At 58.3% G+C, this 15,775-nt stretch carries 15 protein-coding genes; 4 read left to right on the top strand and 11 right to left on the bottom strand.

Going from position 1 to position 15,775, the window contains the following annotated elements; translation table 11 throughout:
* Nucleotides 1-451: 451 nt before the first annotated feature.
* From msrQ to mrcB, 9 genes are all read right to left on the bottom strand, one after another.
* Nucleotides 452-1,072 carry a protein-methionine-sulfoxide reductase heme-binding subunit MsrQ gene (gene msrQ, locus KGB29_RS22425; protein ID WP_102672222.1) on the bottom strand — a complete coding sequence of 207 codons (621 nt, stop codon included), beginning with the start codon at nucleotides 1,070-1,072 and terminating at the stop codon, nucleotides 452-454.
* Nucleotides 1,072-2,085 (bottom strand): protein-methionine-sulfoxide reductase catalytic subunit MsrP, encoded by a 1,014-nt coding sequence (msrP, locus tag KGB29_RS22430; protein WP_150813449.1) that lies wholly within the window; start codon nucleotides 2,083-2,085, stop codon nucleotides 1,072-1,074. The genes msrQ and msrP overlap by 1 nt, the downstream gene beginning before the upstream one ends.
* A 58-nt stretch (nucleotides 2,086-2,143) precedes the next feature.
* On the bottom strand, nucleotides 2,144-2,998 hold the full coding sequence (gene pssA, locus KGB29_RS22435; protein WP_223616485.1) for a CDP-diacylglycerol--serine O-phosphatidyltransferase: 855 nt from the start codon (nucleotides 2,996-2,998) through the stop codon (nucleotides 2,144-2,146).
* A 143-nt stretch (nucleotides 2,999-3,141) separates the two neighbouring features.
* The gene (ilvC, locus tag KGB29_RS22440; RefSeq protein ID WP_003228216.1) at nucleotides 3,142-4,158 is read right to left on the bottom strand and encodes a ketol-acid reductoisomerase; all 1,017 of its coding nucleotides are present in this window, start codon (nucleotides 4,156-4,158) and stop codon (nucleotides 3,142-3,144) included.
* 45 nt (nucleotides 4,159-4,203) lie between these two features.
* Nucleotides 4,204-4,695: an acetolactate synthase small subunit gene (gene ilvN / locus KGB29_RS22445; RefSeq protein ID WP_003205610.1), complete on the bottom strand. Its 492-nt coding sequence runs from the start codon at nucleotides 4,693-4,695 to the stop codon at nucleotides 4,204-4,206.
* A 2-nt stretch (nucleotides 4,696-4,697) separates the two neighbouring features.
* Nucleotides 4,698-6,422, bottom strand: coding sequence for an acetolactate synthase 3 large subunit (locus KGB29_RS22450; protein WP_057716561.1), 1,725 nt, complete (start codon nucleotides 6,420-6,422; stop codon nucleotides 4,698-4,700).
* A gap of 483 nt (nucleotides 6,423-6,905) precedes the next feature.
* Nucleotides 6,906-7,241, bottom strand: coding sequence for a YqcC family protein (locus KGB29_RS22455; protein ID WP_150813450.1), 336 nt, complete (start codon nucleotides 7,239-7,241; stop codon nucleotides 6,906-6,908).
* Complete coding sequence (locus KGB29_RS22460) at nucleotides 7,241-7,978, bottom strand: tetratricopeptide repeat protein (RefSeq protein WP_150813451.1); 738 nt, start codon at nucleotides 7,976-7,978, stop codon at nucleotides 7,241-7,243. The genes KGB29_RS22455 and KGB29_RS22460 overlap by 1 nt, the downstream gene beginning before the upstream one ends.
* A 16-nt stretch (nucleotides 7,979-7,994) precedes the next feature.
* Nucleotides 7,995-10,313, bottom strand: coding sequence for a penicillin-binding protein 1B (mrcB, locus tag KGB29_RS22465; RefSeq protein ID WP_223616486.1), 2,319 nt, complete (start codon nucleotides 10,311-10,313; stop codon nucleotides 7,995-7,997).
* A 116-nt stretch (nucleotides 10,314-10,429) separates the two neighbouring features.
* Between mrcB and KGB29_RS22470 the strand changes: the two genes are divergently transcribed.
* The 4 genes from KGB29_RS22470 (at nucleotide 10,430) to KGB29_RS22485 (ending at nucleotide 13,740) form a co-directional block, all read left to right on the top strand.
* Nucleotides 10,430-11,986 (top strand): AAA family ATPase, encoded by a 1,557-nt coding sequence (locus KGB29_RS22470; RefSeq protein WP_057713282.1) that lies wholly within the window; start codon nucleotides 10,430-10,432, stop codon nucleotides 11,984-11,986.
* Nucleotides 11,987-12,076: 90 nt separating this feature from the next.
* Nucleotides 12,077-12,421 carry a pentapeptide repeat-containing protein gene (locus KGB29_RS22475; RefSeq protein ID WP_150813453.1) on the top strand — a complete coding sequence of 115 codons (345 nt, stop codon included), beginning with the start codon at nucleotides 12,077-12,079 and terminating at the stop codon, nucleotides 12,419-12,421.
* A 247-nt stretch (nucleotides 12,422-12,668) separates the two neighbouring features.
* Nucleotides 12,669-12,941 carry a TfoX/Sxy family protein gene (locus tag KGB29_RS22480; RefSeq protein ID WP_057713281.1) on the top strand — a complete coding sequence of 91 codons (273 nt, stop codon included), beginning with the start codon at nucleotides 12,669-12,671 and terminating at the stop codon, nucleotides 12,939-12,941.
* Between the two features lie 481 nt (nucleotides 12,942-13,422).
* Nucleotides 13,423-13,740, top strand: a complete 318-nt coding sequence (locus tag KGB29_RS22485) for a Rieske (2Fe-2S) protein (RefSeq protein WP_150813454.1) — start codon at nucleotides 13,423-13,425, stop codon at nucleotides 13,738-13,740.
* Here KGB29_RS22485 and sfsA read toward each other — a convergent pair.
* A complete protein-coding gene (gene sfsA, locus KGB29_RS22490; protein ID WP_150813455.1) occupies nucleotides 13,737-14,450 on the bottom strand; it encodes a DNA/RNA nuclease SfsA in 714 nt (237 codons plus the stop codon). The two genes, KGB29_RS22485 and sfsA, sit on opposite strands and share 4 nt — an antisense overlap.
* Nucleotides 14,450-15,622, bottom strand: a complete 1,173-nt coding sequence (locus KGB29_RS22495; RefSeq protein ID WP_150813456.1) for a pyridoxal phosphate-dependent aminotransferase — start codon at nucleotides 15,620-15,622, stop codon at nucleotides 14,450-14,452. Before KGB29_RS22495 ends, sfsA begins: the two co-directional genes overlap by 1 nt.
* Between the last annotated feature and the right edge of the window lie 153 nt (nucleotides 15,623-15,775).

Raw genomic sequence — 15,775 nt, forward strand, 5'->3', positions numbered from 1 at the left:
GCTCAGCAATCGTTGGTTACATCTTTGATTTCTCGCGGAGTAACTTGTGATGCTGATAATCTGTTGACTAGCAGTCTGACCCCACAAGCACCCACACGAATTGCTTGATTCAGTTGTTAAAGAGCGGTTGGTTAAGATCTTTCGTCTCAACCGAGGCGCGCATTCTACAGCAGCCTCATTTGCTGTCAAGTGATTATTTTCAGAAGCTTTCAAAGTTTCCTTTGTAACTTCAACCACTTGCGCTTCAGATCTCTCATCAGCGGGAGGCGAATTCTACAGCGTTACACGCTGCTGTCAACACCTCTTTTTCAACTCCCTTTCGGCTTCGATGAACTGAAGCAGCCTGCTGCCGAAAACTGTGTAACTCTTTGTTTACCAAGGAGTTTTCCGTTTCGACTGCGCCGGAAGTGGGGCGAATTATAGACACCTGGAATCTGCCGTCAACCACTATTTACGCCTTTTTGGCAGAAGAGGCCTTTTTAGCCATTAGACGCGGGATTCGACGAGCCACAGGCGGTAGCCGCAGCATTAACAGCAATGCACCTATAGATGCATAGATCACCCACTCTTTCAGGTCGGCGCGCACAATCCAGAGCATATGCAGTAATCCAAGCCCGAGAATGGCATAAGCCAGGCGATGCAACTTCTTCCAGCGGGCCCCCAATCGTCGCTGACTGTATCGATTGGAAGTCACCGCCAATGCCAGCAAACCAAGAAAACCCAACGCCCCGACAATAATGTAAGGCCGCTTGCGCAACTCGACACCCAACTGCGACCAGTCAAAACCAAGAATGAATGCGCAGTAGCTACCGAGGTGGAGCAGCACATAGGCAAAGCACCACAATCCCAACTGTCGCCGCACGGCATTCCACCCCGCCCAACCGGTGAGTCTCTGCAAAGGCGCCATACTCAAGGTTACAAGCAGCAGAACAAGCGCCCCCAAACCCAATCGATCGACCAGCACCTTGCCCGGATCCGGCCCGAGGACATCCTCCCAGGCCTGGTACAGCCACAGCAGCGGCCACACCAGCACCACGACAAAGACACCGATACGCCAAAACGGATAGCGCATCAGTAATTCTTCCTCAGGTCGAGCCCCGCATATAGAGAGGAGACTTCCTCTGAATAGCCGTTGAACATTTGCGTGTCGCGCACATTGGGCTTGAACAAGCCACTGGGCAGGCGGCGTTCACGCGCCTGAGTCCAGCGAGGATGATCAACGGTGGGATTCACGTTCGCATAAAAGCCATATTCATCCGCAGCAATACTCTGCCAGGTGGTTTTCGGCTGCTCGCTGACCAGACTGATGCGCACAATTGACTTGATGCTCTTGAAGCCATATTTCCAAGGCACCACCAAACGCAACGGCGCGCCGTTTTGATTAGGCAATTCACGCCCGTACATCCCCACTGCGAGAATCGCCAACGGATTCATGGCCTCATCCAGTCGCAACCCTTCCACATAGGGCCAGTCGATCAAGGCAAAACCGGAGCGCTGCCCCGGCATGCTTTTGGGATCCTGCAAGGTTTCGAAGCGGATGAATCTGGCTTTCGAGGTCGGCTCGACTTCTTTGAGCAAGGCCGAGAGCGGAAAACCGATCCAGGGAATGACCATCGACCAGGCTTCCACGCAACGTAGCCGGTAGATTCGCTCCTCCAACCGATACGGCTTCATGAGGTCCTCCAGCGCATACCGCCCAGGCTTGCCCACCTCCCCGTCCACCACTACCGACCACGGCTCCGTCTTCAGCGTGCCGGCATTGGCGGCCGGATCACCTTTGTCTGTGCCGAACTCGTAGAAGTTGTTGTAGTGGGTCGCATCCTTGAACGGCGTGATCGCCTCATCCTTGACGCTGATCGCCCCCCACTGGGTAGCCGGAAGTTTTTCGCTGAACCAGGAAGGCGCCTTGCCGGGCTCGACATCCGGATAACGCACAGCATCGCCAGCGCTGGCCCATTGCGGCAGGCTGCCCAGAGCGAAGCCCGCAACCGTAGCGCCGAGCACTTTGCGTCGAGAAAGATAGAGGGATTCAGGCGTGACGTCCGACTCGTGGCAGTCGGACGTTCCGGGGACTTTGATCAGCATGGTTACTCCGCAGCTTTGGAGGACAGATGCACCCATAGACTGCGGAGTATGAGGGAAATTACGCGCTCTTGTTACGGCGAAGACGTAACAGATATTGAACCGGGCCGGAGGCTGCATAGGCGAGAAACACCAGCAGCAGGATGCGCGGAGGGTCACTGAACACCACTGCGAACACCAGCACCACGGCGAGAATCGCCACGAAAGGCACTCGCCCCTTCAGGTCCAGCTCCTTGAAACTGTTGTACTTGATGTTGCTGACCATCAGCATGCCGGCCGCCGCAACCATCAGCGCAACCAGGAAGGACATCTTGGAACCCTGAATGCCGTAGTCACTGAACGCCCAGACGATACCTGCAACCACACCCGCAGCGGCAGGACTGGCCAGACCGATGAAGTAGCGCTTGTCCGCGGTACCGACCTGAGTGTTGAAGCGCGCAAGGCGCAAGGCCGCGCCCGCCACATAGATGAAGGCGACCATCCAGCCAACCTTGCCCATGTCACCCAAGGCCCAACCGAAGGCCAGCAATGCCGGGGCAACACCAAAGGCAACCATGTCCGACAGCGAGTCGTACTCGGCACCGAAGGCGCTCTGGGTATTGGTCATGCGGGCCACGCGCCCATCAAGACCATCGAGCACCATTGCGACGAAGATCGCGATGGCCGCGAACGCGAAATACTTGCTCGCATTGGCCGAGTCACCGGCACTCAAGGCCGCCTGGGCGCTCATTGAGTTGATGATGGAATAGAACCCTGCGAACAGATTCGCAGTGGTGAACAGATTCGGCAGAAGATAGATACCACGATGCCGGACTTTACGACCTTCGGCGTCATGCCCTTCCTCGACATGTTCATCGATGGGCAGCAGGCTTTCGGCGTCAGAAGCCTGGCTTGGCTCTTCGGGGCGTTCGCTCATGGACATTACCTTGCAACGGGTGGAAAGTTTGGACAGGTGTCTGGGACGACGGTTCGGCCGCAAACGATGCAGCTTTATACCAGAACCGGCCCCCCAAACGAAAAAACGCGGCCTAAGCCGCGTTTTTCGTACAAGCGCGTGACTTAGTTTTTAGCTTTGTCGACGATCTTGTTGGCACCGATCCACGGCATCATGGAGCGCAGTTGCTCGCCGATGATTTCGATACCGTGAGCGGCGTTGTTACGACGCTTGGCGGTCATCGAAGGATAGCCGGTAGCGCCTTCGCTGATGAACATCTTGGCGTATTCGCCGTCCTGAATACGTTTCAGGGCGTTGCGCATGGCCTGACGGGATTCGGCGTTGATGACTTCAGGGCCGGTCACGTACTCGCCGTATTCGGCGTTGTTGGAGATCGAGTAGTTCATGTTGGCGATACCGCCTTCGTACATGAGGTCAACGATCAGCTTCAGTTCGTGCAGGCACTCGAAGTAGGCCATTTCCGGCGCGTAGCCAGCTTCAACCAGGGTTTCGAAACCGGCCTTGACCAGCTCAACGGTACCGCCGCACAGAACGGCCTGTTCGCCGAACAGGTCGGTTTCAGTCTCGTCCTTGAAGGTGGTTTCGATGATGCCGGTACGACCGCCGCCAACGCCGGCAGCGTAGGACAGGGCGACGTTCTTGGCGTTGCCCGAGGCGTCCTGGTAGATAGCGATCAGATCAGGGATACCGCCGCCCTTCACGAACTCGGAACGTACGGTGTGGCCTGGAGCCTTCGGCGCGATCATGATCACGTCGAGGTCAGCGCGCGGCACAACCTGGTTGTAGTGGATCGCGAAGCCGTGGGAGAAGGCCAGGGTGGCGCCTTTCTTGATGTTCGGCTCGATTTCGTTCTTGTACAGGGAGGACTGGAATTCGTCCGGGGTCAGGATCATGACCAGGTCGGCAGCTGCAACAGCAGAAGCAACGTCGGTCACTTTCAGGCCGTGGGCTTCAGCCTTGGCAACGGTAGCCGAACCTTTACGCAGGCCGACAGTCACGTCAACGCCGGAGTCTTTCAGGTTGCACGCTTGAGCGTGGCCCTGGGAACCGTAACCGATGATGGCAACTTTCTTGCCCTGGATGATCGACAGGTCGCAGTCTTTATCGTAGAAAACTTTCATGAATTTCCCCTATATCAGGCCGTTCAGGCCGTTCGCTAATTTGGTTTAGATGCTGAGTACTTTGTCGCCGCGGGCAATGCCGGTCACGCCACTACGGACGGTCTCCAGAATCGAGGCGGTGCCAATGGACTGAATGAAGCTGTCGAGCTTGTCGCTGGTACCGGTCAGTTGAACGGTATACACGCTGGCGCTGACATCGACGATCTGCCCACGGTAAATATCGGTAGTGCGCTTGATCTCGGCGCGCTGGGCGCCGGTGGCCTTGACCTTGACCAGCATCAGTTCGCGCTCGATGTGAGCACTCTCCGACAGGTCGACCAGTTTTACCACTTCGATCAGCTTGTTCAGGTTCTTGGTGATCTGCTCGATGATTTCATCGTGACCGACCGTGGTCAGCGTCAGACGCGACAGGGTCGGGTCTTCGGTTGGTGCCACAGTCAGGCTTTCGATGTTGTAGTTGCGCTGCGAGAACAGGCCAACCACACGAGACAGAGCACCGGGTTCGTTTTCCAGAAGCAAGGAAATAATGTGCCGCATGATTAGGTACGCTCCGTCTTGCTCAGCCACATATCGCGCATGGAGCCGTCTTTGATCTGCATCGGGTAGACGTGCTCGCTGGTATCGACCGAAATATCGATCACCACCAGGCGATCTTTCATGGCGAACGCTTCTTCCATCTTCGACTTCAAATCTTTCGATTCAGTGATGCGCACGCCAACGTGACCATAGGCTTCAGCCAGCTTGACGAAGTCAGGCAACGACTCCATGTAGGAGTGCGAGTGACGGCTGCCATAGCTCATGTCCTGCCACTGACGAACCATACCCAGAACGCCGTTGTTCAGAATGACGATTTTTACCGGCAAACCGTATTGCAGACAGGTGGACAGTTCCTGGATGTTCATCTGGATACTGCCTTCGCCCGTCACACAGGCGACGTCGGCATCCGGATAGCTCAACTGAATGCCCATGGCCGCCGGGAAACCGAAGCCCATGGTGCCCAGGCCACCGGAGTTGATCCAGCGGTTCGGCTTGTTGAACTTGTAGTACTGCGCAGCAAACATCTGGTGCTGACCCACGTCGGAGGTCACAAAGGCATCGCCATTGGTCACTTCGCACAGGGTTTCGATCACGGTCTGAGGCTTGATCTTGCTGCCGTCGCCCTTGTCATACGGGAACAGGCCGCGATCACCGCGCCACTCGTCAACCTGCTTCCACCAGCTGGCAACGGACTCCTTGTTCGGGGTCTCGCCGATTTCCTTGAGGATCGCGACCATTTCGGTCAGGACACTCTCAACCGGCCCCACGATAGGCACGTCGGCCTTGATGGTCTTGGAGATCGAAGCCGGGTCGATGTCGATGTGAATGATCTTGGCGTTCGGGCAGAACTTCGACGCGCCATTGATGACACGGTCGTCGAAACGTGCGCCGACAGCGAGGATCACGTCAGCATGGTGCATCGCCAGGTTGGCGGTGTAGCTGCCGTGCATGCCGAGCATGCCGATGAACTGACGGTCGGTGCCAGGGTAGCCACCGAGGCCCATCAGGGTATTGGTCACTGGCAGGTTGAGCATCTTCGCCAGTTCGGTCAGTGGTGCGGAACCACCACCCAGAATCACGCCGCCGCCCGAGTACAACACAGGACGCTTGGCCGCCAGGAGCATTTCTGCCGCCTTGCGGATTTGACCGGAGTGACCACGAACAGCCGGGCTGTAGGAACGCAGCTTGGCTTTTTTCGGGAAGACGTATTCGAACTTCTCGGCCGGGTTGGTCATGTCTTTCGGGATATCGACAACGACCGGGCCAGGACGACCGGATTGCGCCAGGTAGAACGCCTTCTTCATGACTTCCGGGATTTCCGACGCGTGCTTGATCATGAAGCTGTGCTTCACGATCGGCCGGGAGATACCGATCATGTCGGTTTCCTGGAACGCATCGGTGCCAACCATGGTGCTAGGCACCTGGCCGGAAATGATCACCATCGGAATGGAGTCCATGTAGGCGGTGGCGATACCGGTGATGGCGTTTGTTGCGCCAGGACCGGAAGTCACCAGTACCACGCCGGCTTTACCGGTGGCACGAGCGTAGCCGTCAGCCATATGGGTAGCCGCTTGCTCGTGACGAACCAGGATGTGGGTCACTTCCGGTTCTTTGAACAGGGCATCGTAGACATGAAGAAGAGCACCACCCGGGTACCCGTAGATATATTTGACGCCTTCGTCACGCAAGAAGCGGACGAGCATCTCACCGCCAGATAAAAGCTCCACGTTGCTCACCTCTAAAACGCCAGAATACCGCCCACGAAAAATGGGACGGGTCTTAATAGGTTTACTTCTCGGCAGAGCATGAGCGACGGTGGTCGCCGACTACGTCAGCACTGACTGAGCAAGTATTGGGATCGTCCCAAGTGTTGCGGGGCTTTCCCACCCAGCGCGAGGTAACGCGTTGCGGGTGTAACAGGTCGACGCGGATATGCGCCTCATGATCTGCTGAGAGGGTCTGCTTCTGGCAGTCCCTGTACAGCGGACTTTGGATTCTTCTGTTTCGGCCTTCGCAAGTCAAGTCGTCTATGTGCTTTATTCTACTAAGCACATGAGAACGCAAGAAAAAACCCGTAAATCCACCCCGTGTTAGCTTTGATTGCGCAACTTTTGGCAAAAAATTGGCACGCAAATGCACTTACCCTGAAACGGCCGACAAAATAGAGGGATATTGTGAACAACTGCCAGCGGACACTGGCAGCTTCTGGCTCAGCGGGACGCGGTGATCAGCTGATCGAATTCTTTGAGCAGCACCTGTAACTGCCGATCCCTACCCTGGACATTGCGCCCGGCAAAGACCATTTCAGCCATTTCCTGAATGCCCGAAGCATTGGGTAGCGGCAAATCCTGTTCGAGGATCATCTTCATGCGTGGCAGGAAGATCCATTGCAGCCATTGCTCGAATTCCAGTGTGTCGACCGAAAACGGCTCAACACTGGAAAGCGCTTCGGCAGAGGGCGGGACTTCATCCCACCACCGTTGTACCCGCAACTCGCGCTCGATCAACAACAGTTGATCGGCGATTTTCAGAAATCGCGCATCCATCACAGCGTTACCTTGGCCTTCTGACGAGCCAATGCCGCGCCCTGAGAGTCACCCTGCTTCGCGCGCGCCTGGGCAATCAGCTCCCACAAGCTGGCTTGAAGGGCTGGACGGCCATTGGCAAAGGTCAGCCCACGGCGAGCGAACTGCTCGGCTTGGGCGGCATCGCCCTGAGCCATGCGTACCTGGGCCAGACGGTAAAGCACCTGCGGCTCACGCGGAGCAACGCGCTGGGCGCGTTCGAGGCTGGAGGAGGCACCATTGAGATCACCGCTCGCCTGTTGCTGTTGAGCGGTAGTCAGCAAAGCCAATACCGGGCCGTCCAGTTGCTCGTCGGCAGAAAGTCCGCCCGAACTGGCCGACGGAATCCCGCTTGGCGACGACGGCATGCTGTAGCTGCCCTGATTGATCGGCGCCGATTGGACCGGCGACGTGTCAATCGGCCCCGGCGTGATCGGACCCGGGGTAATCGGCGTGGTGCTGATCGGCGTCGAAGTCGTTGCCGCGCCGGGCACCATCACCACTACGCCGCTGTCACCTTGCGGAATCGCCTGGGTCTGCGACTGACCTTGCGCAGGGCGCTTGACGGTCGTCTGGCGGAAACCGCCATTGGCCGAGATCCGCTCACTGTTGGACACGGCGGTGCCGGAATCCACGACCGGAATCGAGCCACGTTGTACGCTAGAGCAACCGCTGAGCAAAGCTACGGCGGCAACCGCTGGAATCAACCACTTGTTCACTTGAAACCCTCTTTGCTTAATTCATCCAGCCCTTGACCCAGTCCATCACCGTCTCGGCAGGGTTTTCACCACCGCAAGCGGCACCGGGAGGCGGTTCGCTGCCGCGAATATACGGCATCTGCACGGCACCAAGGCAACCGGCGTCAGAACCTTGCCCGGTTCGCGAGTCCACCCAAGCCTGAACGATATTATCCGGCTGCGGCATGTCCAGCGGCAACGGGTCGGCCTTGCGCATAAAACTGGTCCAGACCTGCAAGGCACCGGTGGCGCCGGTGAATGGCGTCTTGCCGTTGTCGTCGCGACCCAGCCAGACCACCGCCAGCAAGTCCTGGCTGAAACCGGCAAACCAACTGTCTCGCGAATCGTTACTGGTACCGGTCTTGCCCGCCAGGGTCAGGGTCCTTGGCAACGCGTTATAAACCGAGCTGCCGGTACCCTCACGCATCACCCGCTGCATGGCGCTCTGGATCAGGTAAATGGAGGCCGGATCAAAACGCTGCTGAATCTGGAACGGATAACGCTTGAGTGGCTCGCCCTCGGCAGTCAGCACGCTACGAATCCCGCGCATCGGCGTATTGAAGCCGCCGTTGGCGAGGGTCTGGTACATGGTCGCCACTTCGATTGGCGTCATGCCGCCGGCCCCGAGCAACATCGACGGGAAGGCCGGGAATTCACGCGTCACACCCAGGCGCGCCACCGTCTTCAATACGTTCGGCACACCGACCGCCAAACCAAGACGCGCGGTCGACAGGTTGTAGGAATGCGCCAGGCCTTGATAGAGGAACACCGTACCGTGAGAACGGCGATCGTAGTTCTGCGGTTTCCAGACCTGACCATCCGCGCCTTTGACCGAGAAGGACTCGTCCGACAGCCAACTGGTCAATGTGTACTGGCTCGGTTTCTCCAGTGCGGTCAGATAAACAGCCGGTTTGATCAGCGAGCCGATCGGTCGTACAGCATCCAGCGCCCGGTTGAACCCGGCAAAACTGGCCTGGCGACTGCCGATCATGGCCTGCACTTCCCCGGTCTCCGGGTTGGTCACGACCATTGCCGCTTCGACGTCATCGGAACCCTTGCGTCCTGCCAGACGCTTGAAGGTGTCGTTGACCGAGGCCTCAGCCTTCATCTGCAGGATCGGGTCGAAACTGGTGAAGATGCGCAGCCCTTCTTCGGTCAAGTCTTCGTCGCGATAGTCTTCGCGCAACTGACGCTTGACCAGATCGAGGAAGCCGGGGAACGAGCTGTCCGCCAGACTGCCGCGCTTGGTCACGCCCAGCGGCATTTTCTTCGCCGCCTCAACCTGCTCGGCGGTCGCGACGCCCTGCTCTTGCAGCACATCGAGTACCAGGTTGCGCCGCTCGAGGGCACGCTCCGGATTACGACGGGGGTTATAGGAAGAAGGCCCCTTGACCATGCCCACCAGCAGCGCGACCTGATGCAGCTTGAGCTCGGCCAGCGGCTGGCTAAAGAAGAACTGGCTGGCCAGACCGAAACCGTGCACCGCACGCTGACCGTCCTGCCCGACAAACACTTCGTTGAGGTAAGCCTCAAGGATTTCGCGCTTGTCGTAGTGCAGTTCAAGCAGCAGCGCCATCATCGCTTCGGTGAGTTTGCGGCTCAGGCTGCGCTCGTTGGTCAGGTAGAAGTTCTTGACCAACTGCTGCGTCAGGGTACTGCCGCCCTGACGCATGCGCCCGGACGAACCGTTGACCCAGATTGCACGGGCGATCGACTTCGGCGAAACACCAAAGTGATGATAAAAATCACGATCCTCGACCGCCACCAGCGTTTCAAGCAAGTACGGTGGCACCTGATCGATCTTGATCAGAATCCGGTCTTCGAGGTTTTTCGGGTACAGGCCGCCGATCAGCAGCGGCTCCAGGCGCACCACCGACAGCTTCGAGCCTTTAGCCCCCGCCAACTCGGCCACGTAATCGCCGGAGAAACGCACCCGCACAGGTTGCGCTTGCTCCATGCCTTCATAGAACTGGAAGCCACGGGTATTCAGATCAACGGTATTGCCGTTGACCGACGCCGCCCCCGGACCGTTGGCCACGCTTTCACGGCGATAACCCAAGGCATCGAGCTCGGTCAGGAAATCATCCCGGCTCAGCTTCTGTCCGACGAACAGCTCGAGCGGGCGCGCGTAAACCTTGGCCGGGATGGTCCAGCGCTTGCCGGAAAACTTCTCCTGGACGATCGCATCAAGGTAAACGGCGAATCCGGCCAGCACCACAAGGGCGACCAGACTGAGTTTAATGGCCCAGCCCATCCACGGGCGCAGGCCCCTGGAGGGTGGTTTTTTCGGGGTACGGGGAGTTCGAGTACGAGTCATGGCGGCGGATTATACGCACTTTATTCATCCTCAACAGGAGCGCTCCGAGGTTTGCGTCAAGCGGACTTGCGGCCATAATGACGGCCTTGAATTTCCCAGACTCTGAAGGATCGCCTGTGAGCCAGTCCCTGATCGCTGCCCTGCAAAACCCTGCCCTCTACCCGCATCCAGTAGAGGGATTCCAGGTCATCGAGACCCATATTTCCTGGGTACTGCTTACCGGCCCCTACGCCTATAAAGTGAAGAAGCCGGTCAATTTCGGTTTTCTCGACTTCACCAGCCTTGAGGCTCGCGGACACTTTTGCGCTGAAGAACTGCGCCTGAACCAGCGTCTGACCGACGATTTGTACCTCGAAGTGCTGCCCGTCACCGGCAGCGCCGAGGCTCCGCAACTGGGCGGTGAAGGCCCAGCCATCGAATATGTACTGAAGATGCGTCAGTTCCCGCAAAACGGCTTGCTCAGCACCCTGCAAGCCAATGGCGAACTGACCACCGCGCACATCGACGAGATGGCCGAGCAAATCGCCCGCTTCCACCTCAGCGCGCCGAAAGTGCCGGCCGGGCACGAAGCCGGTACCCCGGACAGCGTCATGGCGCCGGTGCGGCAGAATTTCGAACAGATCCGTCCGTTCCTCAGCGACAAAGCCGACCTGTTGCAACTCGACGCCCTGCAAGCCTGGGCCGAAAGCAGCTTCGAGCGCCTCAAACCGCTGCTCGCCCAGCGCAAGGCCGAAGGTTTCATTCGTGAATGCCACGGTGATATCCATCTGGGCAATGCAACCGTGATCGACGGCAAGGTCGTGATCTTCGACTGCATCGAATTCAACGAACCGTTTCGCTTTACCGACGTTTATGCCGATACCGGTTTCCTGGCGATGGACCTGGAAGATCGCGGCCTGAAGTGCCTGGCGCGTCGCTTCATCAGCCAGTACCTGGAGCTGACCGGTGACTATCGCGGTCTCGAACTGCTGAACTTCTATAAAGCCTACCGCGCACTGGTTCGCGCCAAGGTTGCCCTGTTCAGCATGCCGGCCGACGCCACTGCGGTGCAGCGCGCCACGACCCTGCGCCAGTACCGCAACTACGCCAACCTGGCCGAAAGCTACAGCACCATTCCTTCACGCTTCATGGCCATTACCCACGGTGTTTCCGCTGTCGGCAAGAGCCATGTAGCCATGCGCCTGGTCGAAGCCCTGGGCGCGATTCGCCTGCGTTCCGATGTCGAGCGCAAGCGCCTGTTCGGCGAGCAAACCGTCGAGAATGACGTACAGGCCGGCATCTATAGCGCCGACGCCAGCGCGGCGACCTATGCCCGCCTCCACGAAATCGCCGACGTCATTCTGCGTGCGGGGTTCCCGGTGGTGGTCGACGCCACTTACCTCAAGCGTGATCAGCGTGACAGTGCAGCGAAGGTGGCCGAGGCCACGGGTGCACCCTTCCTGATCCTCGACTGCAATGCGCCACAGGCTGTAATCGAAAGCTGGCTGGCCATGCGCCAGGCAGACAAGAAAGACCCGTCCGACGCCACCCTGGCTGTTATCGCCGCCCAGCAAGACAGCCGTGAAGCGCTGACACCCGCGGAAATCCTCTGCAGCAAACGCGTCCAGACCAATGAAAGCGGGACGCTCGATACCGTTGTGGAGCAAATTCGCCAGCGCCTGCCAGGGCTGTAAGAACTATTTCAGTCGTGAGGCCCTCGCTGGCTTCACGACTGTCAAATAGTGGCACTATACTGGCGTCATAAAAACATCAGGTGATGCGACATGAGCCAGCCAAAACTTCTCGACACACCGCTATATGCCCTGCTGCACAAAGACGACATCAAAGGCTTCAACAGTGAACGCCCCAAGAATGGCCCCATCGACATGGTGGGTGGAGATTTTCGGGGGCTGGACCTGCGCGAACTGAATGCCGACGGCGTGAATTTCAGCGACGCCTACTTCCGTTCCGCCGACTTGCGCGGCATCGATTTTCGCAAAGCGAACCTGGAAGGCGCGAGCCTGGCCCACGCGCAAATCTCCGGTACGTACTTTCCAGTGGAACTCAGTGCCGACGAAATCCTGATGTCAATGAACTTCGGCACGCGATTGCGCTATCGCACCCGCTGATCATCGTCGCTGACTGACACGTCCGGCGCCTCTCGTTGCGCTGGACGGTGGGGATGTTCGCCCTTTGTTTCCAGATTCTTCCCCGCCTCTCTCTACTGCGCTCATAGACTTGTTCATGCACTGCCAATGCTCGTTTCTTAGAAGCATTTGCGTCGTAAACGAGCAAACAATCACGCTTTTCCTACTGATGGCTACACTCCTCAGAAGATTGCCCACGCTCTCCATTCGGCCATCGCAAGGAGGCTTGATGAATGATGAACTGCAACACCTGAAGAATCTTGGCAAGACGTCAGCGCAATGGCTGCATGCCGTGGGCATCCATAGCGCTTCGGACTTGCGTCGCCTCGGGGCGGTGGATGCTTATCGGGCCGTGCGCACGCGCGGTTTTCGGGCGTCCAAGGTGTTGTTGTACGCAATTGAAGGCGCCCTGATGGACGTTCACTGGAATGATATTCCTGCCGAGCGCAAGGAAGCCCTGAACAAACAACTGGAAGCCATCTCTACACGCAACAAGAATTGATCAGACAACTATTTCTGAAGCTTTGCAACCTGGAACCCAATGATTGCGGGGCCTGCAGACACAAATCCGGCAAATCGCAAGGAAATCGAAAAACAGCGGTTGACTTGGTAATGAGAATCGATATGATTATCACAACTGGTCGCGAGACTGGTCGATATTCTGAAAAGCCCTTGGTTCGGACTCTCGGATTATCTCCTCATCAGGCTAATCACGGTTATTTGACCCGGCTCTTGCCGGGTCTTTTTTTGCCTGTGGAAAAGTACTGACAGGATGCCGCGATGGATGCTCCAGGCAGATGACGACGACCCGGGTGGTCAGGCGCATAAACAGCTTTCCTTGAAGGTTTCCCGGGCATCGAATGATCAGGCCAAGTATCCTCGACGACAGGCACTTGTCCCCGGCGGGCAAGAGCGCCATTTGACAGCATTTAACCGCCCAGCTCGGACATATCCGGTCACGAGTTGCGGGATCGAGGATAGACATGAAGTTGCTTTGCGCAGGCGCCGAGTTGGTCAATGACAGCAGCCGCGGGTTCGACATCGATGACCAAAAGTTTTTTGCCGTGCGCCGCAGCGGACAGGTTTACGTCTACATCAATCGCTGCCCGCACCGGGGCGTTGCCCTGGAGTGGCATCCCGACCAGTTTCTCGACCCCAGCAACAGTCTGATCCAGTGCGCCACCCATGGCGCACTGTTCCTGATCGAAGACGGTGAATGCGTCGCCGGCCCTTGCGCGGGGCAAGCCTTGACCAGCGTGGTCTGCCACGAGGATGAACAAGGGATCTGGATCAGCCTTTAGCCACCTGGCAACACGTCCAGACGTCGGTCGACCAGCATTTCTTCGTGGCTCAACCGCACACCGTAAGCCAACACCTCGACACCACAGGCAATCGCCTCACGCAAGGCTTGCGCATAAGCGGCATCGATTTCCTGCGCCGGGCGCACGGCCTCGATGTCGGTCAGGCAAACGCAGTACAACTGCACCGCGCGAATACCGTCCCTGGCCAGGTGGGCCAGCTCCCGCAAGTGCTTGGCGCCACGCTGGGTGACCGCATCGGGAAACGCCGCCACCGCCGTACCGTCGAAGCCCAGGGTCACGCTTTTGACTTCGACGTAGGCCGGCCCTTCGGGGTAATCAAGGCGGAAATCGATACGACTGTTTTCCTGACCATAAGCCACTTCACGCTTGAGCCCGGTAAAACCGTTCAGCTCGGTGATGACGCCCGCCCGTAGCGCTTCTTCGATCAAACCATTGGCTCGGGCGGTATTCACGCAAAACAGCCGCCCCTGCGGGGTTTCACCGACCTCCCAGGTGCCAGGCAACTTGCGTTTCGGGTCGTTGGAGCGACTGAACCAGACCTGCCCGCCTTCGACCTGACAATTGAGCATCGAGCCAGTGTTCGGGCAATGAATGGTGAGCAATTCGCCGCCAACGGTTTCGATATCGGCGAGAAATCGCTTGTAACGTCGGATCAGGCGCCCTTCTTCGAGGGGAGGATGAAAACGCATCAGCCTTGCCAACTCCGCAACCCACGGGCAATGCGCTCGACCGCCTCCTGCAAACGCGCGAGATTTTGCGTATAGGCGAACCGCACATGATGCCCGGCCTGATAACGCCCGAAATCCAGCCCCGGGGTAAATGCCACATGTTCGGTTTCAAGAAAATGTTTACAGAACGCGAAGGCATCGCCGCCGAACTTGCTGATATCGGCGTATAAATAGAAAGCCCCTTCCGGCTCCACGGCAATACCGAAGCCCAGTTCACGCAAGGCCGGTAGCAGGTAATCCCGACGCCGGCCAAATTCGGCGCGACGCTCTTCGAGAATGCTGATGGTTGCCGGCTCGAAACAGGCCAACGCAGCGTACTGCGCCATGCTTGGAGCACTGATGTAGAGGTTCTGGGCGAGCTTTTCCAGCTCACCGACGGCCGCGTCGGGGGCCACCAGCCAGCCGAGCCGCCAACCGGTCATCCCGAAGTACTTCGAAAAGCTGTTCAGAACGAATGCACTGTCGTCGACTTCCAGCACGCTGGCCGCATCGGTGCCGTAGGTTAGGCCGTGATAAATCTCGTCGACCACCAGATGACCGTGGCGCTCCTTGATCGCGACAGACAGCTTCGCCAGCTCGTCGCGGGTCAGGATCGTGCCGGTTGGATTGGCTGGCGACGCCACCAATGCGCCGACGCTGTCGTGGTCCCAATGACGCTCGATCAGGTCCGGCGTCAATTGATAGCGCACCTCCGGACCGACCGGCACCAGTTGTGCCGCGCCTTCGACCAGCCGCAGGAAATGCCGGTTACACGGGTAGCCCGGATCCGCCAGCAACCAGTGTTTACCGGGGTCGACCAGCAAAGCGCTGGCCAGCAGCAACGCGCCGGACCCGCCAGGCGTGATGAGGATGCGCCGCGGATCGATGTTCAAACCATAACGCTGTTGATAGAAGCCCGAAATGGCCTCGCGCAGCTCTGGAATGCCTCGTGCGGCGGTGTAACGGGTCTTTCCCGCTGTCAGCGCAGCCTGGCCGGCCTGGATGATCGGTTCGGCGGTGGTGAAGTCCGGCTCGCCGATTTCCAGGTGGATCACATCGTGGCCGGCGGCCTGCAATTCATTGGCCCGCGCCAACAGCGCCATGACATGGAAAGGTTCGATCGCGCGACTGCGGGCACTGTAGGGCTGAGCCATTGGCCTTCCTTCAACGGAAAAAAACCGATTCTACCCAAGCGCAGGAACGAGCGAGAACCTAAAGCGGTCAGAGGCCTTGTAAGCCCGATCACAAACGACGCAGGCGCGCGCGCAAGGTTTGACTAAAATCAATAATTGAGCAGGGTTCCAGAG

Source organism: Pseudomonas sp. BF-B-30, from assembly GCF_019956305.1.
GTDB lineage: Bacteria > Pseudomonadota > Gammaproteobacteria > Pseudomonadales > Pseudomonadaceae > Aquipseudomonas > Aquipseudomonas jessenii.

Excerpts from the sequence above, each read along its gene's own strand:
- msrQ (WP_102672222.1), bottom strand. The coding sequence starts at position 1,072 with ATGCGCTATCCGTTTTGGCGTATCGGTGTCTTTGTCGTGGTGCTGGTG.
- msrP (WP_150813449.1), bottom strand. The coding sequence starts at position 2,085 with ATGCTGATCAAAGTCCCCGGAACGTCCGACTGCCACGAGTCGGACGTC.
- pssA (WP_223616485.1), bottom strand. The coding sequence starts at position 2,998 with ATGAGCGAACGCCCCGAAGAGCCAAGCCAGGCTTCTGACGCCGAAAGC.
- ilvC (WP_003228216.1), bottom strand. The coding sequence starts at position 4,158 with ATGAAAGTTTTCTACGATAAAGACTGCGACCTGTCGATCATCCAGGGC.
- ilvN (WP_003205610.1), bottom strand. The coding sequence starts at position 4,695 with ATGCGGCACATTATTTCCTTGCTTCTGGAAAACGAACCCGGTGCTCTG.
- KGB29_RS22455 (WP_150813450.1), bottom strand. The coding sequence starts at position 7,241 with ATGGATGCGCGATTTCTGAAAATCGCCGATCAACTGTTGTTGATCGAG.
- mrcB (WP_223616486.1), bottom strand. The coding sequence starts at position 10,313 with ATGACTCGTACTCGAACTCCCCGTACCCCGAAAAAACCACCCTCCAGG.
- KGB29_RS22475 (WP_150813453.1), top strand. The coding sequence starts at position 12,077 with ATGAGCCAGCCAAAACTTCTCGACACACCGCTATATGCCCTGCTGCAC.
- KGB29_RS22480 (WP_057713281.1), top strand. The coding sequence starts at position 12,669 with ATGAATGATGAACTGCAACACCTGAAGAATCTTGGCAAGACGTCAGCG.
- KGB29_RS22485 (WP_150813454.1), top strand. The coding sequence starts at position 13,423 with ATGAAGTTGCTTTGCGCAGGCGCCGAGTTGGTCAATGACAGCAGCCGC.
- sfsA (WP_150813455.1), bottom strand. The coding sequence starts at position 14,450 with ATGCGTTTTCATCCTCCCCTCGAAGAAGGGCGCCTGATCCGACGTTAC.
- KGB29_RS22495 (WP_150813456.1), bottom strand. The coding sequence starts at position 15,622 with ATGGCTCAGCCCTACAGTGCCCGCAGTCGCGCGATCGAACCTTTCCAT.